The 16,879-nt window shown below is 57.4% G+C and carries 23 protein-coding genes; 14 read left to right on the forward strand and 9 right to left on the reverse strand.

Translation table 11 applies throughout. The features are described from left to right. The 3 genes from CB0205_RS16535 to CB0205_RS16100 all read left to right on the forward strand — a co-directional run. Positions 1 to 268 (forward strand): hypothetical protein (locus CB0205_RS16535; RefSeq protein ID WP_369791660.1); only part of this gene is annotated, 268 nt, incomplete at its 5' end. A gap of 168 nt (positions 269 to 436) precedes the next feature. Continuing rightward, positions 437 to 1,123: a hypothetical protein gene (locus tag CB0205_RS0110590; RefSeq protein ID WP_156797933.1), complete on the forward strand. Its 687-nt coding sequence runs from the start codon at positions 437 to 439 to the stop codon at positions 1,121 to 1,123. Positions 1,124 to 2,543: 1,420 nt separating this feature from the next. Continuing rightward, on the forward strand, positions 2,544 to 3,443 hold the full coding sequence (locus tag CB0205_RS16100; protein WP_156797935.1) for a hypothetical protein: 900 nt from the start codon (positions 2,544 to 2,546) through the stop codon (positions 3,441 to 3,443). A 48-nt stretch (positions 3,444 to 3,491) separates the two neighbouring features. Here CB0205_RS16100 and CB0205_RS16105 read toward each other — a convergent pair whose 3' ends face one another. Further along, on the reverse strand, positions 3,492 to 3,932 hold the full coding sequence (locus CB0205_RS16105; RefSeq protein WP_156797936.1) for a hypothetical protein: 441 nt from the start codon (positions 3,930 to 3,932) through the stop codon (positions 3,492 to 3,494). Beyond that, positions 3,929 to 4,513, reverse strand: a complete 585-nt coding sequence (locus CB0205_RS16110; protein WP_156797937.1) for a hypothetical protein — start codon at positions 4,511 to 4,513, stop codon at positions 3,929 to 3,931. Before CB0205_RS16110 ends, CB0205_RS16105 begins: the two co-directional genes overlap by 4 nt. Before the next feature lie 485 nt (positions 4,514 to 4,998). On the opposite strand from CB0205_RS16110, the gene CB0205_RS14700 reads away from it, so the two are divergent. Beyond that, a complete protein-coding gene (locus tag CB0205_RS14700; protein WP_010317183.1) occupies positions 4,999 to 5,436 on the forward strand; it encodes an NUDIX domain-containing protein in 438 nt (145 codons plus the stop codon). Here CB0205_RS14700 and CB0205_RS16750 read toward each other — a convergent pair. The 5 genes from CB0205_RS16750 to CB0205_RS0110650 form a co-directional block, all read right to left on the reverse strand. Continuing rightward, positions 5,406 to 6,032 carry a hypothetical protein gene (locus tag CB0205_RS16750; protein ID WP_010317185.1) on the reverse strand — a complete coding sequence of 209 codons (627 nt, stop codon included), beginning with the start codon at positions 6,030 to 6,032 and terminating at the stop codon, positions 5,406 to 5,408. The two genes, CB0205_RS14700 and CB0205_RS16750, sit on opposite strands and share 31 nt — an antisense overlap. Beyond that, positions 6,025 to 6,516, reverse strand: coding sequence for a WbuC family cupin fold metalloprotein (locus CB0205_RS0110630; RefSeq protein ID WP_010317187.1), 492 nt, complete (start codon positions 6,514 to 6,516; stop codon positions 6,025 to 6,027). Before CB0205_RS0110630 ends, CB0205_RS16750 begins: the two co-directional genes overlap by 8 nt. 177 nt (positions 6,517 to 6,693) lie before the next feature. Further along, positions 6,694 to 7,446, reverse strand: coding sequence for a sulfite exporter TauE/SafE family protein (locus tag CB0205_RS0110640; protein WP_043705967.1), 753 nt, complete (start codon positions 7,444 to 7,446; stop codon positions 6,694 to 6,696). Between the two features lie 17 nt (positions 7,447 to 7,463). After that, positions 7,464 to 8,435: an SDR family oxidoreductase gene (locus CB0205_RS0110645; protein ID WP_010317191.1), complete on the reverse strand. Its 972-nt coding sequence runs from the start codon at positions 8,433 to 8,435 to the stop codon at positions 7,464 to 7,466. A gap of 82 nt (positions 8,436 to 8,517) precedes the next feature. Further along, the gene (locus CB0205_RS0110650) at positions 8,518 to 8,706 is read right to left on the reverse strand and encodes a hypothetical protein (protein ID WP_010317193.1); all 189 of its coding nucleotides are present in this window, start codon (positions 8,704 to 8,706) and stop codon (positions 8,518 to 8,520) included. Between the two features lie 112 nt (positions 8,707 to 8,818). On the opposite strand from CB0205_RS0110650, the gene CB0205_RS16380 reads away from it, so the two are divergent. The 5 genes from CB0205_RS16380 (at position 8,819) to CB0205_RS0110675 (ending at position 11,753) form a co-directional block, all read left to right on the forward strand. Beyond that, on the forward strand, positions 8,819 to 8,977 hold the full coding sequence (locus CB0205_RS16380; RefSeq protein WP_010317195.1) for a hypothetical protein: 159 nt from the start codon (positions 8,819 to 8,821) through the stop codon (positions 8,975 to 8,977). Positions 8,978 to 8,985: 8 nt separating this feature from the next. Then, positions 8,986 to 9,561, forward strand: coding sequence for a PCC domain-containing protein (locus tag CB0205_RS0110660; RefSeq protein WP_010317196.1), 576 nt, complete (start codon positions 8,986 to 8,988; stop codon positions 9,559 to 9,561). Between the two features lie 148 nt (positions 9,562 to 9,709). Then, positions 9,710 to 10,120 carry a hypothetical protein gene (locus CB0205_RS0110665; protein WP_232197301.1) on the forward strand — a complete coding sequence of 137 codons (411 nt, stop codon included), beginning with the start codon at positions 9,710 to 9,712 and terminating at the stop codon, positions 10,118 to 10,120. Next, a complete protein-coding gene (locus CB0205_RS0110670) occupies positions 10,117 to 10,662 on the forward strand; it encodes a rhomboid family intramembrane serine protease (RefSeq protein ID WP_010317198.1) in 546 nt (181 codons plus the stop codon). The genes CB0205_RS0110665 and CB0205_RS0110670 overlap by 4 nt, the downstream gene beginning before the upstream one ends. Then, the gene (locus CB0205_RS0110675) at positions 10,659 to 11,753 is read left to right on the forward strand and encodes a hypothetical protein (RefSeq protein WP_010317199.1); all 1,095 of its coding nucleotides are present in this window, start codon (positions 10,659 to 10,661) and stop codon (positions 11,751 to 11,753) included. Before CB0205_RS0110670 ends, CB0205_RS0110675 begins: the two co-directional genes overlap by 4 nt. Before the next feature lie 3 nt (positions 11,754 to 11,756). Here CB0205_RS0110675 and CB0205_RS16385 read toward each other — a convergent pair whose 3' ends face one another. Both CB0205_RS16385 and CB0205_RS0110685 read right to left on the reverse strand, forming a co-directional pair. Continuing rightward, positions 11,757 to 11,915 carry a hypothetical protein gene (locus CB0205_RS16385; protein ID WP_010317200.1) on the reverse strand — a complete coding sequence of 53 codons (159 nt, stop codon included), beginning with the start codon at positions 11,913 to 11,915 and terminating at the stop codon, positions 11,757 to 11,759. A gap of 80 nt (positions 11,916 to 11,995) precedes the next feature. Next, positions 11,996 to 12,196 carry a Nif11-like leader peptide family natural product precursor gene (locus CB0205_RS0110685; RefSeq protein WP_010317201.1) on the reverse strand — a complete coding sequence of 67 codons (201 nt, stop codon included), beginning with the start codon at positions 12,194 to 12,196 and terminating at the stop codon, positions 11,996 to 11,998. Between the two features lie 253 nt (positions 12,197 to 12,449). Here CB0205_RS0110685 and CB0205_RS0110695 point away from each other — a divergent pair, with 253 nt between their 5' ends. From CB0205_RS0110695 to CB0205_RS0110715, 5 genes are all read left to right on the forward strand, one after another. Beyond that, positions 12,450 to 13,925, forward strand: coding sequence for a bifunctional orotidine-5'-phosphate decarboxylase/orotate phosphoribosyltransferase (locus CB0205_RS0110695; protein ID WP_010317203.1), 1,476 nt, complete (start codon positions 12,450 to 12,452; stop codon positions 13,923 to 13,925). 20 nt (positions 13,926 to 13,945) lie between these two features. Next, positions 13,946 to 14,260, forward strand: coding sequence for a hypothetical protein (locus CB0205_RS0110700; protein ID WP_010317204.1), 315 nt, complete (start codon positions 13,946 to 13,948; stop codon positions 14,258 to 14,260). A 23-nt stretch (positions 14,261 to 14,283) separates the two neighbouring features. Beyond that, positions 14,284 to 15,261 carry an ATP-binding cassette domain-containing protein gene (locus tag CB0205_RS0110705; RefSeq protein ID WP_029626320.1) on the forward strand — a complete coding sequence of 326 codons (978 nt, stop codon included), beginning with the start codon at positions 14,284 to 14,286 and terminating at the stop codon, positions 15,259 to 15,261. A 65-nt stretch (positions 15,262 to 15,326) separates the two neighbouring features. Further along, the gene (locus CB0205_RS0110710; protein ID WP_010317208.1) at positions 15,327 to 16,061 is read left to right on the forward strand and encodes an ABC-2 family transporter protein; all 735 of its coding nucleotides are present in this window, start codon (positions 15,327 to 15,329) and stop codon (positions 16,059 to 16,061) included. Continuing rightward, a complete protein-coding gene (locus CB0205_RS0110715; protein ID WP_010317210.1) occupies positions 16,058 to 16,840 on the forward strand; it encodes an ABC transporter permease in 783 nt (260 codons plus the stop codon). The genes CB0205_RS0110710 and CB0205_RS0110715 overlap by 4 nt, the downstream gene beginning before the upstream one ends. Positions 16,841 to 16,879: the final 39 nt, after the last annotated feature.

Consider the following 16,879-nt stretch of genomic DNA (forward strand, 5'->3'; position numbering starts at 1 on the left):
TAGTGCAGTTGCAAACAAACTCAAAGGCAACAGATTTAGCGAACGTCAATACACCCTTTATTCACTTCGTTCAACCTTCATCGAGGATTGCATCACAGCAGGTTTGGACGTGTATCTAGTTGCACGACTTTGCGGCAATAGTGTCGAAGTGATTCAAAAGCACTACGACAGACACGACGTTCTCAAACGTGCAGAAGAGGTTCAGTCGTTGCCAATTGGTAGGCAGAAACGCCCAGAAGTCGAAACGATAAATGTCCTTGATATTTAACTCTCACCAAGGACGCACCTACTACATAACTCCATAAACACGCTGAGCGACGCCTAGGAGCGTCTGTGCGGCGTTTTAATTGCTTTTAGGTGTATTCCCTCGTATGATGCATTTCAAGCACCTTGTGGGCGCATATGAGAGGAGTTAGCACATTCACCACTTTTACCCATGCAAAACAAACTCACTAAAGACCAACGCTACTACCGAAAAAAGAAAAAAGAAGCACAGACAGACTTCACCAAGATTACTCATGAGAATTCAAAGGAGGTAAGACGTGTAAGTCGTAGAGCAACCACTCTTCGTGTCTCACAAGAGGCAGCAGAACGCTTTAAGCAGATGGCGAAACTGTATGGCGTTGCTCAATGGCAGATGGCGACTCGCATAATTAACTTCAGACTGAAGCCAATTGTTCCTTCTTATGCCAAATATCGCAAAGAGAAAGGTGGTTATGAGTGGCGTGAAGAACTCTTGAACCCAGTTGATAGGTTTGTGAGATACAAGGGCGATATCGGGGATGTTCAGTTGAACCTTCAAATCACCGTCACGATGTGGAAAAAGTTGCGATGTCACTCCACACTGACGAAACAGTCGATGAGTCGAATCTTCCAGCGACTATGCCTTGACTATAAACCGCTGTCACCAGAACGACTACAGAAGCAGCGTGAGCGGTATTTGGCAGACAAAGCACGAGACGATGCTTACAACCGACTGGCAACTGGTGAAGAAGCAGAACGCATCGCTTCTATTTTCGTGGATATTGGCGGTGGAATCTACGAACACAAGGAGAATATCCAAGCGGAACTCTGGACTGAAGACGAAATCCACGAGTATGAGTCGCTTACCAGCGGTTCTTGATTCTCAGTCGGACGACAGACTCAGTATCTCATAGCGAAACTAAGCGGTGTTTGAGCATCCTGTCCACTCGTTTTGCTATGCAGTTGGTGCATAAGAAGATGACTGATGCTATCGCCTATCACAATTCCGCCAGAAACCCATTGCTCTAGGCAATGACAGACACACGGCGACCGTATACAGGGGGAAAAGCTCTCCTTCGGTCCCACATCTAGACAGGAAGACGAACCTCTAAACCCCACATGTATACAGGATAAATCACGATGTCGGATCTATAAGGGGGGAGTAACCCGACATGTATGAGGGGGAATGGACGGGTGTATACAGGAGGACAAAGCACCCCTATAAGAAGAACAGGGCGGACTAATAAGGGGCAATCCGACATGTATAAGGGGGGATAAAGGGGGGATTCCTAAAGACAAACTTACTTAAACATACTCTAAGGAGGATTCAAAGTAACTGAATCATGATGAAACTGATGTCCCATGAATGGACATACTGTTCATCCTGTTACTACTGACTCTGAACCCTCCTTAACTTACTCTTACTTACTACTTATGGCATCTAGCAAAGGTTTAACTCTCAAAGATTTCAACTGGATTAATTCAAAGTGTCGTTCAATCGCCAAGATGGAACGGCATGGCATTCATGAAACTCATCTGCGAAACGAACTCTATGTGCTGGGTGTCTATGCATTCAGACATTTCCATAATGCTGATATGCCAACAGACATCCTGCATCCTTCGTTGAATCCTCAAGAGGTTTCAGCATCAGGAGCAGCAGTGGTGTAATCAACCCACTCAACCCACCATCAAATGACCACTATTCGAATACAAGGGTATGTCGTGAAAGCAGACGTGCTTCAACCCTTTACCACATATCACGACGACAAAGCACGGTATGAACTGGTTCTTCTGCCTTCAAACCCCAACGTTGTGCACGAACTTGAATACCAGATAGATGAGGCGAAAAAGCAGTTTCAATACTCTCAAGTAGCCTCCTTCTATCACGAAGAAAACAATCACATATCCCGTCAGTTACCAGACAGAGTGTTTGAGCAAGACTGTATCAAGTTTGAATCTCTGTTCCCACCACGTCTTGAAGGAGAACTTGCTGATTGCCTTCATGACGACGAACTGCTGAACAGGTTCGTTCAAGTTGTTGGAAGTGTCCAAGTTCAAGAACGAGGGAATTGTTTTCTGTCATTCCACATAGTCGAAGCAATACTGCATCCTGCATCTGGTTTCGACAATTAAATCCAAGTTTCTGGTGGCAACACCAGTCACAAGACTGAGTTGATACGGATATGCAGAAGGGTGGTGATGCATATCTCAGCGGTTTGATTCCGTTGGCAGTCATTGCTGTTCAAGGTTGTTTGTCTTGAGTAGCACCACCCATTTATTTCTAAAAATAATTCCTACCTATGCCAAGTAATAAGTATCAACGACGAAGAGGTATTCGTCCATCAACAACTGCTGCATCTGCTGCTCAGACAGAACTCATCCAAGGAGCAGTTCAACAACCACATTCATCATCTTCTTCTGCTGATGTCGGTAGGGAAGCAGCACGACAACTTCGAGAACGCAGCAATCCCAATACGAGGTTCATCGACAAACCAGATGCAACTACAAACAAGAACGTCCTCAGAGATGCCTACAACCGCCAACAAGCGGCTTCTAGGAGTGTTCAGCGTCAAGCACTAGGAGAAGCATCTACAGCATCTCTGAAGCCATCTGGACGTTACTCAGCGCCATCCGTTCCACAACGACAAACAATGCAACTTGTCGCTAAAGGTGGTTCGATGAGGCTGATGCCAGTTCCAGCAATTGGAGCAAACATCGCTGCTGGTATCGCCGCATATGCAATTGAACGTGCTGCACAACCAGCACTTGAGTATCTAGGTGAAAAACTCGCTAGAGGCTTATACAGCGGTTATGAAGCCATTTTTGGTGATACCGACGGTATGACGTTCGATGAGTTGCAAGAGCACCATCGAAAGATTGAACAGGAGTATCTACAGCGACTTCAACAGCAGGAGGAGTCGATTACTCAACAATCAACTTCACCTGTCAATAAGCAGGATTCTCAAGCACCAATACAAACAGCACAACCAGAACCAGAAGTACGCCAACAGTCTTCAATAACTGAACCAGTGGCGGTGACTGCTCCTACTGTTGATGAGCGGAACCTGGAGTATCAGAAGCGTCGTCTGGCTTTAGGAGATAACCCAACGAAGGAGCAGATGGATGCGGTAAGAGATTATGGATTAGAGCAGCATCGGAAGAACTTTCCTGACTTCTATCAAGTCGCATCATCAGGATGAGATTTAACGACTCAACCAAGTTCAGAGCTTATGTTAAAAATCTAGTGGCTAATAGTTGCAGGAACTACTGCTTCCATATTCAGGTTCACGATCTGGACAGCCTGAACGATAGGATGCGCGTATGGGTTCTGAACCATTATCCCATTCAAGTTGAGCTCCACCAGAGCAAGAGTGACCTTTATTCGCAAGGTGCTCATCATGCCCTCTGCCAAATAAGCCACGTCTAACGCAAACTATTCTCTTGCAATATCCTCCACCCACATATCCATATTGATAAGGACAGCTATTGCCTTCGCTCAGGCTTGCACCTTGTTGCTGTATCTGCCTCGTAGTTCCTCCTGACCCTTTGCCACTCATTGAGTCGACGCAACCTTGAAAGTCCTGCGCTTTAAGGCAGAACTCCGCAATCTTGGGATCAACATTGGCGATAGCAGGAAGCGCAATAGTTATTGCTAATGTTGCTACTGCTGTTTTGAAGAGGTTTTTCATTTGCCCTCCAGTTTCACTTGCTCTTTGGCGGATAACTCTGGATTTAATTCAGCCCATTTCTGCATCGCTGGATTGGCATCTAGGTATGCCTCATAGTTGCAATTATATTTGTGTAGTCTTGAATCGCACTTGGGCTTTATTGCCTCGGCTTTCTCTGCTTCAATCTGGCGCCAGTTCTTAGGTGCTGTTTCGCATGAGCTATTCCAGCCGATAGTTGGCTCCACTGGCGGACAATTCTTGTCGTAGCCTACAGCTGCTACTTCTTCAAGAATCAATGAGCCTGTAAGGAAAACCCCATTTCTGAACTGACGAGGGCATTTCCAGTCACTTTTTCCAGCGACAATCTGGTTATTTACGCCACTACCTGTTAGCCACCAGCCATATCTGCAGCCAACGCGCTGGCAATTACCGTCGCCTATATACGCAAATTGTGTCTGGCACTTATTTCCTATCTCTGACGTAGCCGACTGCTCAGTAGTCATCGCCTTGACACAGCCAAGGTAGTCTTTCGCTTCGATGCAAAGTTTGTGCACCTCTTTCGGCACATCTGCTAAAGCTGGAAAGCTTAACAGAACTGACATTGTGCTTAGCAGAAATCTTCTCATTCTGAGCTAGATAAATGACAAAAATCTGAGAGCTCCTATTACTATACACTACAGTCACTGATCACCCCCGTGGGAGGGTATCAATCTTTACGTACTCCTCGCTGGTGTTGATGATTGGTTGTATTTAGTCGATGCTTTGTGCAGATTTCGCTGCAACCTCAGCGTAAATCCGTTCAAGCACGAGTTCAAGCAGAAAACCGAGTGAAGAAGCGCTTTGTCTAAGTCCTACTAAGACATGGAACCGATGCGCTGTTCGGGGTTTGAGTTGTAATCAATGAGGATTCAAATCTGTAATGAGGGGAAACGGTGGTTGAAGGACAAGGCGACTGATTGAACCGTCAAGCATCGCTGCCGAGTCAAGCACCAGTTCAAGCAAAAAAGCCGCAGAGAATGCTGTCAGGTACTAGAATGGTCGAAGCCCGACACAGGCATGGCCCCGTTGCTCTGACCATCATCCGTGCATGACCCAAGTGCAGGTGGCTCTGGCCGTTCTCGAGCACAACGGCAGCTGGTTACTGCAGCTGCGGGATGACATTGCAGGCATCGTCGCTCCCGGCTGCTGGGGTCTCTTTGGCGGGCACCTTGAGCCCGGAGAAGGCCCCGAGGAAGCGCTGCGCCGGGAACTCTGGGAGGAAATTCGACTGGAGATCGGCACGCCGGATCTTTGGTATGTCTCAAGCCAACCGGGAAAGATCAGACATGTCTTTCGTGCCCGCCTCGAGACGCCACTCCGGGCCCTGGAGCTGATGGAGGGTCAGGATCTCGCTCTCTTCTGCCCTAACGCCTTGCTATCCGGCAGGGCCTTCAGCCCAAAATTGAAGCAAACGCGCCCCCTAGCTGAGTCGACCCGCGAAGCACTGAGCCGCTATCAAACCGAGGAGAGCTCTTCGATGCGGTAGTAGCTGCGCTCATCGGAACAACAAACATCGGCGTAGTAGCGCTCAAGGACGTCGTAGGCCGCGTCATAGCTCTCGAATTCCTGACCAGCGAGCGGATCGCTGGTCGATGGATTGGCGGACTCCTCATCCAGAACGATGCGGAATACGGCCCGGTTCGGTTTCAACTGCTCGAGCAATGCGCCGTAGGTCAGTCCCTCGCCAAAGGCGCGCATCAAGGGATTGAGACCCATCGTTTGGCGCTCGGGATGCAACTTGCTGACGGGCACCAACCAGAAGGACCACTCGGCCGGATCCAGCGGAGTGGTTTGCCCTGAGAACAGGGCGAAGACCAAGGTGTTCGCCGCCGTGAGGGGAATGCGGAACTGGATGGGATTGGGCTCGTGTTGCTCGGGCGCGCTGTAAAAAGCCGCTGTGGTGATCGACAGCTGGCATTCCTCCATCGGCAGGACCAAGGATTGGAGATCGGCGCTGGGCCGACCTGGTCCCGGGTCGAGCCCCAGCCCCTTCAGCAGCAACCAATGGCAGCTGGCGTCGCGGATCTCATCGGCCAGAAGGTTGGGGGTATTCCACTGCAAAAAGGCAGCCAGTTCAGACATCAAACGAACGCCTCCACTCCAGCTCCTGCTGACCGGATTCAAGCTCGCCTTCCTGGGGAAACCCAGCCAAAAAGTCCTTATCGGCGAGCGGTTGATAAGGACCTTGCTTCAGTTCAAAAATCACCGAATCGGGGGCGAGGGCCACGAGCGAGTGAAAGAGGCCCTCGTCGAGCTGGAGGCCGCGAACGGGACCTGCTGCATCGAGTCGCTCCTGACGCAGGCATGTTCCGTTGGCATCGAACAACAGCACCCCGATCGAGCCCTGAAGCACCACAAAACACTCAAACCCCTCCCCCGTACCTGGGCGGCAATGGCGATGGGGCCGGACGTAGGTACCGGGCTGCATGACATTCAAGAAGCGCTGCACCAGATCGCTTTCCTGATGCAGGTTGAAGTTCATCCGCAGGCGCTCACTGGCTCGCGCCCGTAGAGCCACCGCATCAAAAAGGTCTTGATCAATGAGCTGGAGCCCAGGGGAGGTCATCGACGAAGCAAAGCGCAGGGAAGCAGGTAGCGAGTCACACCGACAGGCCAGTGGATCTCAGCGACTGTTATGGGAGATGAGATGCGGCCATGCCCGATTGGACTCGACCACTGATCGCCGTCAGTCTGACCAGCTTCAGCGTCGGCCTGTTCACCGCCCTCGGCGGCTGAGCTGAGTTCAGCTCAGTGCCTTCAGCAGCAGCGAGCACCCCATCACCAGGCAGAGAAGTTCAAAGGCACGCTTCACCAGCGCTGCCCCTTGACGAAGGCCGACATGGGCCCCCAAATAGCCACCAGCCAGTGAGCCGATCAGCAGCATCGGCAACCAACTCAAGGCAATCTGCCCTTGGACACCGAGGGTCAGGGCCCCCGTCCCATTCCAAAACAGGCCTACCAAGATCAGCGTATGGGCGACGGCCTTGCCGTAGTCCAGTCCGAACCAGCGCACCAGCCAGAGGGTGACGAACAGGCCCGTCCCCGAGGTCAAGGAGCCATTCAGGAAGCCAATGGCGAAGAGCACCATTGCCCCTAAGGCCAATCGCTCTGTTGTCCAGCTCTGGCCGCCAGAGGAAGCACCGAGCTGAGGGCGACAGGCTGAATACACCCCTAGGGCGATGGTCAGAAGACCCAAGAGAAGAGTGGAGAGTTGGGGCGGTAGCGCCAGAACCGTGCGGGCCCCGAGCCAGACCCCTGGGAGTCCACTGAGCAGGATCAAGGCCGAGAGCCGTGCATTCAGGCTGCTCTCTTGCGCATGGCGCAGGCTGGCGCCAACCCCCAGGGAGACGCTGGCGACCTTATGGGTCGCCAAGGCCACTGGGAAGGGAAGGCCCATCAGGATCAAGGCGGGCAGCTGAACCAGTCCAGCCCCGCCTCCAGCCAACGCCGAGAGGGCATTGGAGAGCAGGGCCACAGCCAGCAGCCCCAGTTGCATCCCAATCTCCGTGATGCTCAAGGCCTGCTCCGAAATCGGCGCGAGAAGGCCGCGCTGAGGGTGTTAGCCCAGGGCAGCGGCAGGTAGTGGGCCAAGGCCGCGATCAGACGATTCAAGCGTCCGGGGACCACAACGACCTGGCGGCCCTGGAGGGCGCGCTCGGTCCAGCGCACCAGCTGATCAACGGACATCCAGAACACCCCCGGCAGACGCTGCATGCGTTGCTCGACCCCCAGGACGGCGTGGAATTCGGTGTGGACGTAGCCCGGACAGAGGGCCATGACCCGAATCCCAGAGCCACTGTTCTCAGCCGCGAGGGACTGGGACAAGCGGATCAGGTAGGCCTTCACGGCGCTGTAGAGCGTGCTGCCGGGCAGTCCCGGAATCAGGCCCGCCAGAGAGGCGATGTTCAGGATCGTTCCATGCTGACGCCGCTGCATCTCTGGCAACACCAGCCGCGTGAGCTCCGTCGGGACCTCCACCATCAACCGCAGCATCGACTCCAGCTGCATCCAAGAGGACGCCTCGAAGCTTCCCCGCAGCACAAAGCCCGCGTTATTGACCAACGTCTCGACCCAGAGTCCATTCGCCGCCAGTCGCCCCAACAACTGATCGACGGCCTGCGGTTGATTGAGATCCAACGCCACCGCTACAACCCTCGCAGCGGCGGATTGCGCCAGCTCGGCAGCCAGCTCGTCCAGACGGTCCTGACGACGCGCCACCAGCACCAACACCTCTGAGTGCTGCGCGAAGGACCGAGCCAACGCTGCACCAATGCCACTGGAGGCGCCAGTGATCACGGTGCAGGGGCGGAACGTGGAATCAGACAGCGGAGCGACAGCCGCTCCGGAGTCAACGGTGACGGAGAGCCGCTCAGCGAGTTGCAAGCAGGCATCCATCTCCTGCCAAAGAAGTTCGCGCCGATCGGACGAGACCGAGAACGAACGGTGATGGAGATCCCTGCCGACGTAGCGGAGGGCATCAACCACCCTGCGGCGATCCCCTGGGGTGAGCGCATCAAGCGACCAAGACGCATCCCTCGCTGTTGTCACGCCCATTGAGCAAGAGGACCTACTCGTACATCCAATCGAAGGACTCAGGATTCGAGGCAGACCAGGACTCCACCTGGGTGGAAGCGGGCTTGAACAGGAGGCGCACAAGGAGGCTGAGCTCCAGCCCCAAGGCCAAGCTCAGCGCCAAAAGGCCACCGGCTGCCACGAGCGCCTGGGGGTGCGCCACCACGGAAAAGGCTTGCTCCATCACCAATGACCTCGATCAATCGCCACTCCATCCCTAGCCACGGCTGTCTCAAGGGGGACTAGCGCAGCGCCAAAAAGGGACTTAAGGTTGGCTTTAGGTTTGAGTTCAGGGAGTGAACGAGAACAATCCCGTCCTGCAGTCCATGCGTCAGGAACTGCACGAGCTCAAGCTCCGTTACGGCAACTCACCCACGGATTTCAACCGGTACCAGCTGGTGCGCCACGAACAGCGCCTAGCCCAGTGGGTCCCGAATGAAAAAATCGGCGCCTGACGACAGGCATGGAGCCTCAAGCGATTCACCTCGGCCCTGGCGCCGACCTTCGCAAAAGCCTTGAAGAGCTAGCCCAGCAGCAGCAGGCCGAAGGATTTGTACTGAGCATTGTCGGCAACCTGAGCAGGGTCGCTTTTGCTTGCCCCGGCAGTGACCAACCCACTGTGCTGACGGGAGAACTCGAAATCATCAGCCTGCAGGGGACGATCTCCCCTCAGGGTGTGCACCTGCACCTGAGCTTCTCCGATGGCGAGTGCCAGGTTTGGGGCGGACATCTCGAGCACGGCAGTGAAGTTCTCAAAGGTGCCGATTTATTGGTGGGTCTGCTGAAGCAATCCGCCCCCACGCGCGCTCCTTCCTCCACTGCTCAACCGCGAATCCGGCTTGCTGTTGCCGAGGGCTGCCCCTGGTCGAACCGCGCGATGCGCATGCTGCGCAGCCTGGGAATTCCGTTCGAGCTGGCCCCACCGGAGGCGGGCTCACTGCCCCAGATCTGGATTGAGGGGGCGATGATCGGCGGGTACGAGGACCTGGCCGATTGGCACGGCCAAGGAAAACTTGATCGCTTCCGCACAGGCTTCTGAGACCAATACCTGGCAGCTCCAAACGGGGGCCCAGTGTCAATTGGTCATCGGACGCTTCCCCCCGTTTTCGTACAACGCTTCGAGTGGTGGGGGCCCCGTCCTCCAATCCCCTGCCGATCAACAGGGGCGCCTCGCACTGAAGGTGCCCATGGCAGGGCTAACCATCCCCCCTTTGGACTGCCAAACAGCCCGGCTCTTGGGCCTTCCGCTGCCCCCAGGGATCAGCGTTCAGATCCAGCCAGAACAGCTCGAGGGCGAGCTGGACCCGAGCAGCGGCGCCCTGAGCCTGCGCTTCCGATCTCGCTTTCGCTTCACCCTGGGACCTGCCCGTCAACCCGTCTACCAAGCCTCAGATCTCGTCGTGGACACCGCACTGACCAGCGGGTCCATCGAGGGGCTGCGGCACCGCCGTCAAGGGCGACCCCTCGACCAGGACGGCAGGGGGCAACTGGTGGGGGTCGCCAGCATCGCCCCCTGCCAGGACGCATGGCTCAATGCCTTTCTTGGCCTGCCTGATGAAGCGCTGGCCGTCATGGAGATCCAGCTCCTGAGGGCATGACGCGGGATCTCAAAGCGGCGCTGCTGATCCCGCTGGCTCTGCTGGCATTGGCTTGGCTGCAGGAGGGAATCGATCAACTGCTCTTTCGCGGGCAGTGGAACTTGCCGATGCTTCCCGGTGGTCCGGCCTTGGGGATCCTGACAGCCCCCTTCAGCCACGGCGGTTGGGGACATCTCCTCGCCAATAGCGGCTTGTTTCTTCCCCTCTCCTGGCTGGTGTGCTTCAAGAGCAAGTGGGACTATTTGGCCGTCTGGGCCGCTGTGTTGTTCACAGCCATTCCGGTCTGGCTGTGGTGGCCCAATGGCGCCCACGGCCTCTCAGGTGTGGTCTATGGATTACTGGGTTACCTGTTGTTGATTGGCTGGCTGGAGCGCAGACCATTGACCATGCTTCTGTCGCTGGCGGTCCTGCTGATCTATGGCGGAATTCTCCCCAGTCTTTTGCCGTTCTTCACCCCAGCTGGGGTGAGCTGGATCGGCCATGCCAGCGGCTTCGCAGGGGGGCTGCTCGCCGCTGCGGTGGTCTCGCGATCAAGACCATGACTCATCTCATCCCTCGAGCAGGCTTTGGCAAACCGCTGGGTGCGCTCCTGATCAGCCTCGCCATGGCCCTTGGCGCTTCGGCCCAGCCCTGGGCACCCGGCATGGAACCCCCACCGGTGCTGGAAGCCGCATCCGCCAAAGATGCCCTGAAGCTCGAGGCGTCCCGGCAAGCCAGCCAACGCCAGGCCTATCTCCGGGAGGCCCATGAGCTGCTCCACCGCCATTGGGGCACCAAGGTCAAGCCACAACTGCTCTTCGCGGGCGATCGCGCCGATGGTTGCGGGGTGAAGGAGGTGCGCCATCCCATGGCCTTCTATTGCCCCCCCAGCAAACAAATCGCCATGGCCCTGGAACTGCGCAAGAGCGTCAGAGCAGCCAAGGGCCAGAGCGATGCTGCCCTGCTCTTGCTGGATCTGGCCGTCTTGGCCCATGAGTGGGGCCATCACGTCAACCGAGAAAAGGGGCTCGGCCCCTTCAGTGGCGGCATGGGGCTCACCGTCAAACAGGAGGAACTCGCTGCCGACTGGCGAACCGGAGTCTTTCTCGGCTGGCTGTTGAACGTCGGCGCACTCCAGGTGGACGACTTCTCCAATACGGCGAATCTGCTCTTTGAGATGGGCGACTACGAGCGCATCTCAAGGCAGCACCACGGCTATCCCAAGGATCGCTTTCAGGCCCTGACCCTGGGGTTGAGCAGCCAGCTCCAACCGGGGCAGTCGGTGGGGAACTGGACCGTTGACACCAACGAAACCTTCAGCCGGCCACTCCCCGGGGAGCCAGGGGATTCCCTGCTGGGGGCACGGCGCTATGAGGTGCGGCGTTTCGAAATTGAGCGGGGCCAGCAGATCGCGACGAATCTGATCGGGGGGCTTCTCGGTGCGGCCAGCTGCGTCTGGGGCAGTCAGGACCAGTGCGTTGGGATGGCGATGCAACAGGGCAAGGGGAGAGCCCTGGGCAGCTACACCAAGCGCGAACTCACCCTCTGGTGCAACAGCGGCAGTTTTGATGTCAGTGCTGATGACTTCGACCCCCAACCCATCGGACGGGACGGCAAGGGGCAGGCCCAGGTGCTGGCGGCGAGGGACTGCTGAGCGTCAGCTGAACTCAAAGAGCAGCTCCAGAGTCAGCTTCTCCGCCAAGGCTGAGTCGATCGCGCGCAGATGACCGATGGCCGTCGGTCGATCGGAGCTGGGCAGCGCCCTGAGGTCCGCGACCGCGAGTTCCAAACAACGTCGATCGAGCTCGAGATTCACGCAGGGAATGCAGCGAACGGATCGAACCGTGGGCTCTCACTGGCATCCAGCGCTGGGGGCCAGATCCCGAGCTATCCCCCTCAGCCTTGCAAGGACTTGAGCTCTTCGTCCTGGCGGTGCTGTAGCCAGGCCTGCTGCAGATCGACGCGGGTAATGCGATAGCCCAGGAGACGAGCCTGCAGCAAGAGACCGTTGTCATCGCGGCAGCGCCGCAGCAGGTGACGCAAGTGCGGACGGGTCTCCGCATCGACGACCAAGCGCTCAAGTTCTTGCCAGCTCATGAGGCTTGAGTGGGTTCCAAACCATCGCAAAGCCAAAGCCCAGAAGCCAGGCATCGGCAGCGAGTCTCGCGAGCCTCCTGAGGCTCAACTGCAGCGGCTCTGTCGCCAGAACCCCTTTGAGGCTGCCGTGGTTCAAGCCCCAGCCCCGACCTTGATGGGCACATGAGACTGCTCCGTTTTGCAACGAGCTGTGTCATGCCCTTTCCCAGGGCGCCAGGGATCCCTTAACAACGACTCAAGCCGCCAGCGGGCGATGGGCTTCTTCGTTCAACTCACTGAAGCCATCGCAGAGCGTCAGTCCCTGCTGATGACGGGACTCGACCCGAACCCCGAGATGTTGCAGAGCTGGGCTCTGCGCCGGGGGATGGGCAACCGTTCCTTCCTGAGTCAGGCCAGGCACTGGATTAAGGCGGTGGTGGAGGAAACCAGTCCCCACGTCTGTGCGATCAAGGCCAGCCTCGGCTTCTACCAAGCCCTGGGCCCACTCGGACTGGAGTTGCTGCTGGAGGTGCGCGATCTGGTGCCGCGCGATCTCCCCCTGATCATCGACGCCAAACACGGCGATCTGAATTCTTCAACGGCCCTCGCTCAATACCTGTTCAAAGACCTGGGCGTCGATGCGGTCACCCTCTCTCCCCTGGCGGGTCAGGACATCGCCGCTCCGTTTTTGCTGTATCGAGACAAGGCAGTCGTCATCACCTGCCGCAGCTCCAACCCGGCTGCCAAACGAATCCAGTACCACCCCAACGACAGCGATCCCCTATTCCTGCAGATCGTGCGGGAGAGCCAACTTTGGGGCACCCCAGACCAGGTCCTATTGGAGGTGGGAACCAGTGACCCCAAGGTCCTCTCTCGGGTCAGACAGGCCGCACCCGAGCGCGTGCTGATGCTGCGTTCGATCTGGAGCGAAGAAGAACGGGTCGATGGACTGCTGGAGGCCGGCCTGAGCAACTCAGCGGATGGCCTACTGATTCCCATGCCCCAAAACCTGCTGGTTGAAGACGACTTAGCGGAGCAGGCCGAAGCACTCAAAGGTCGCATCAACCGCAGGCGAACCAGCTGGATGGAGCAGCACCGCTCCGAACAAGCCGAGACCTGCGAGCTCTGGCTGGCCAATCAAGCGTCCGAGCAAACCAGCTCGGATCCCATGGCGGAGCTCATCGTTGAGCTCTTTGACATCGGCTGCCTGTTGTTTGGGGAATACGTCCAGGCCTCAGGAGCCGTCTTCAACTACTACATCGACCTGCGGCAGATCATCTCCGATCCGAACCTGTTCCATCGGGTGCTCCATGGCTACGCGCAACTGATGGACGGCCTGGAGTTCGATCGCATCGCGGGCATTCCCTATGGAGCCCTACCCACGGCAACCGGGCTGGCTTTGCAGTTGCACAAGCCCCTGATCTACCCAAGAAAGGAAGTCAAGGCCCATGGGGCCAGGCGCCTGATCGAAGGGGATTTCCAGGAGGGAGACCGCGTGATCGTGATCGATGACATCTTGATCAGTGGCGGCAGTGTGCTCGAGGGCATTGCCAAGCTGGAGCGCTCCGGTTTGCAGGTCAACGACGTCGTGGTCTTTATCGATCACGGCGGTCAGCGCGATCAAAGTGCCCGCGAGCGACTGAAGGCCAAGGGCTATGACTTCCATGCTGTGCTGGACATCCAGCGCATCACCAAGGCCCTGCTGGATGCTGGTCGTCTCACGGCCGAGCAAGCCAAGGTGCTGGGATAGGGGGAGATGCGATGAGGCGGGTGACCAGGCTCCTGAGGACAACGGCCGGTCTGATCGCCCTGGGAGCTCTGTTGGTGAGTTGTGGCCCCGCAGCCCGTCAATCGCCACCAAAGAACCAACCTCAACCAGCGGTTTCGGACGAACAGCAGCGTCAACGCCAGGAGCAAGAGCTGCAGCTGCAGACGCTCACGGATGAGGCAGAGGATCTGTTCAACCGCGGCGAAAACGATCTGGCCTGTGAACGGGTGCGCCAGGCCCAGGAACTCCAGTCGACGCTCGATGTCGAATTCATTGATCCCCTGGGGGAGCAGGCCAAGGCCTGCATCGAGCTCTGACGTTGAGCAGCTCCACCAACGCCATGGTCCTGGCGCGGGGCCTCAGCAAGACCTACCGGATTGCCGAGAAACAACCGGGACTGCAGGGCACCATTCGTCACCTGCTGCGACGCCGCTACCGGGACCTTGATGCCGTTAAGGCCATCAGCTTTGGGATCCAGGAAGGAGAGATGGTGGGGTTCCTTGGTCCGAATGGGGCGGGGAAAACCACGACCTTAAAAATGCTCAGCGGGCTGATTCACCCCAGTGCTGGTGAGCTGCGGGTCGCCGGAGCCATCCCGCAACGGCGCCAGCCTGGCTTCCTGCAGGACATCACCCTGGTGATGGGGAACAAGCAACAGCTGATCTGGGACCTGCCTCCTTGGGATTCAATCCGGGTCAATGCGGCGGTCTATGGCATCCCCGAACGGGAGATGAAGCGCCGGGTCAGTGAACTGGCGGATCTCTTGGAGTTGGGGGAGGAACTGAATCGCCCCGTGCGAAAGCTGTCGCTCGGCCAGCGCATGAAAGCCGAACTGCTGGCGTCATTGCTGCACCAGCCCCGGGTGCTGTTTTTGGATGAACCCACCTTGGGTTTGGATGTCACGGCCCAGGGGAGGGTTCGCGACTTCCTTGCCACCTACAACCAGCGCACTGGGGCAACCATCCTGCTGACGAGCCATTACATGGGGGACATCACGGCCCTCTGCGAGCGGGTCCTGCTGATCCACGAGGGGGCGTTGTTCCATGACGGCCCCTTGGATGCCCTGACCAGCAAACTCAGCCCCCATCGCCAGGTCCGACTGGAGCTGCATCAGCCCCAGCCGCGCGAGGCCTTTGAAGCGTTCGGAACCGTCGAGTCCCATCAGGACCATCAGGTTCAACTGCTGGTGCCACGGGATCAGCTGACGGATTCGATAGCCGCGCTTCTCAGTCGCTTTGAGGTCCTGGACCTTGAAGTGAATGATCCGCCGATCGAGGAGCTGATGCGCAGCCTCTTCCAACAGGCAGGACGGAACTAAGCGTGCGCTCGCCCCGTGCGTCACTACGGATCGCCCGGACGCTGCTGAGCACTCAATACGCCTACATGCTGGAGTACCGCGCCGAGATCGCTCTCTGGGCCCTCTCCGGTGTTCTGCCACTGATCATGCTTGGGGTCTGGCAAAACAGCGGTGCGGCCAGTCAGGCGGGCTGGAGTCCCGCACAACTGCGGCATTACTTCGTGGCGGCGTTCATCGTCCGCCAGTTCAGCGTGGTCTGGCTGATCCATGTCTTTGAAGAGGACGTGGTCAGCGGCAAGTTGTCGCCATTTCTGCTGCAACCGCTCCAACCCCTGTGGCGTTACTTCGCGGCACACCTTGCGGAACAGGCCACACGCATCCCCTTTGTGGCCCTCATGCTCCTGGCGTTGAGTGCGGTCGATCCAGGGTTGCTCTGGAGGCCGAGTCTTCAGGAACTGCTACTTGGCCTCATGGCCCTGTGGGGCGCGTTCGTCCTGCGGTTTTTGCTGCAAACCCTCAGCAGCATGCTCTGTTTTTGGAGTGAGCGCGCTGCGGCTTTGGATCGCCTCCTGGTGATTCCCTATCTCTTCCTCTCGGGGCTGGTGGCACCACTCGACACCTTTCCGCCTGCCGTGCAGCGCTTCGCCCTCGCCACACCCTTTCCAGCGATGGTCGACTTCCCGGCACGGCTGCTTTCAGGGCTACCGGTGGACCTGGGCGGTGGGTACTTGAGCCTGCTGATCTGGTGTCTGATCCTCAGCCCCCTCTTTTGCTGGGGCTGGCAGAGGGGACTGCGGCGCTACGGAGCCATGGGCGCATGAGACGCTCCAAAACCCTGGCGATGCTGCTGCAGTTCTGGCGCAGCTCATTGGAGTCCGAGAGCGAGTACCAGCTCAACCTCGTTCTGGAGTGCCTCTCTGTTTTCGGAAATCTGGCCGGAAGCCTGTTTGTGCTGTCTCTGCTGTTTTCTGGGCAGTCCACCCTTGGGGGCTGGACCTGGAATGAAGCGCTCATCGTCCTCGGGCTTTACACGCTGCTCGATGGCTTCACGAGCTGCCTGCTCCAGCCGAACCTCAGCAAGATCGTGAACCACGTTCAGCAGGGCACCCTGGATTTCGTGCTGCTGAAACCGGTGGACTCGCAGCTCTGGCTGTCCCTGCGCTGCTTCTCCCCCTGGGGCGCTCCAGGTTTGCTGGCTGGTTGCGTCCTGGTGGTCCTGGGCTTACCCGAAATCCGCCCTCAGTCCTTGCTCTTGGGTGGACTCTTGCTGGCCAGTGGTGCTGCGATTCTCTACAGCCTCTGGTTCTCACTCGCAGCCCTCTCGATTTGGTTCGTGAAGGTCTGGAATGCCACTGAAGTTCTCCGCTACACGCTCGTGGCGGGGCGCTATCCGGTGAGTGCCTACCCACCGGCTCTACGGCTGGTGTTCGTTTTTGTGTTGCCGGTGGCCTTCATGACTACCGTTCCCTCCCAGGCCCTTCTGGGTCAGGGGTCCTGGCACTGGGCCCTGGGATCAGTGCTGATGGCCGCGGGGAGCCTGATCGCCAGTCGCCTCTTCTGGCAATTCGCGCTGCGTCACTACACGTCAGCCAGCAGCTGAGTCCAGACCCAGCCTTGCACTGAATACACAGACTGTGTA

Origin of the sequence: Synechococcus sp. CB0205 (assembly GCF_000179255.1) — a bacterium.
Classification (GTDB): Bacteria; Cyanobacteriota; Cyanobacteriia; order PCC-6307; family Cyanobiaceae; genus Vulcanococcus.

Bases quoted from the DNA above. Each gene is read 5' to 3' on its own strand.
- CB0205_RS0110675 (WP_010317199.1), top strand. From the start codon at position 10,659: ATGACTCATCTCATCCCTCGAGCAGGCTTTGGCAAACCGCTGGGTGCG.
- CB0205_RS16750 (WP_010317185.1), bottom strand. From the start codon at position 6,032: ATGTCTGAACTGGCTGCCTTTTTGCAGTGGAATACCCCCAACCTTCTG.
- CB0205_RS0110710 (WP_010317208.1), top strand. From the start codon at position 15,327: ATGCTGGAGTACCGCGCCGAGATCGCTCTCTGGGCCCTCTCCGGTGTT.
- CB0205_RS0110660 (WP_010317196.1), top strand. From the start codon at position 8,986: ATGGAGCCTCAAGCGATTCACCTCGGCCCTGGCGCCGACCTTCGCAAA.
- CB0205_RS0110640 (WP_043705967.1), bottom strand. From the start codon at position 7,446: ATGCAACTGGGGCTGCTGGCTGTGGCCCTGCTCTCCAATGCCCTCTCG.
- CB0205_RS0110705 (WP_029626320.1), top strand. From the start codon at position 14,284: ATGGTCCTGGCGCGGGGCCTCAGCAAGACCTACCGGATTGCCGAGAAA.
- CB0205_RS16105 (WP_156797936.1), bottom strand. From the start codon at position 3,932: ATGAAAAACCTCTTCAAAACAGCAGTAGCAACATTAGCAATAACTATT.
- CB0205_RS0110650 (WP_010317193.1), bottom strand. From the start codon at position 8,706: ATGGAGCAAGCCTTTTCCGTGGTGGCGCACCCCCAGGCGCTCGTGGCA.
- CB0205_RS0110685 (WP_010317201.1), bottom strand. From the start codon at position 12,196: ATGAGCTGGCAAGAACTTGAGCGCTTGGTCGTCGATGCGGAGACCCGT.
- CB0205_RS0110715 (WP_010317210.1), top strand. From the start codon at position 16,058: ATGAGACGCTCCAAAACCCTGGCGATGCTGCTGCAGTTCTGGCGCAGC.
- CB0205_RS0110670 (WP_010317198.1), top strand. From the start codon at position 10,117: ATGACGCGGGATCTCAAAGCGGCGCTGCTGATCCCGCTGGCTCTGCTG.
- CB0205_RS0110665 (WP_232197301.1), top strand. From the start codon at position 9,710: ATGGCAGGGCTAACCATCCCCCCTTTGGACTGCCAAACAGCCCGGCTC.
- CB0205_RS0110695 (WP_010317203.1), top strand. From the start codon at position 12,450: ATGGGCTTCTTCGTTCAACTCACTGAAGCCATCGCAGAGCGTCAGTCC.
- CB0205_RS14700 (WP_010317183.1), top strand. From the start codon at position 4,999: ATGACCCAAGTGCAGGTGGCTCTGGCCGTTCTCGAGCACAACGGCAGC.
- CB0205_RS16110 (WP_156797937.1), bottom strand. From the start codon at position 4,513: ATGTCAGTTCTGTTAAGCTTTCCAGCTTTAGCAGATGTGCCGAAAGAG.
- CB0205_RS0110590 (WP_156797933.1), top strand. From the start codon at position 437: ATGCAAAACAAACTCACTAAAGACCAACGCTACTACCGAAAAAAGAAA.
- CB0205_RS0110630 (WP_010317187.1), bottom strand. From the start codon at position 6,516: ATGACCTCCCCTGGGCTCCAGCTCATTGATCAAGACCTTTTTGATGCG.
- CB0205_RS16100 (WP_156797935.1), top strand. From the start codon at position 2,544: ATGCCAAGTAATAAGTATCAACGACGAAGAGGTATTCGTCCATCAACA.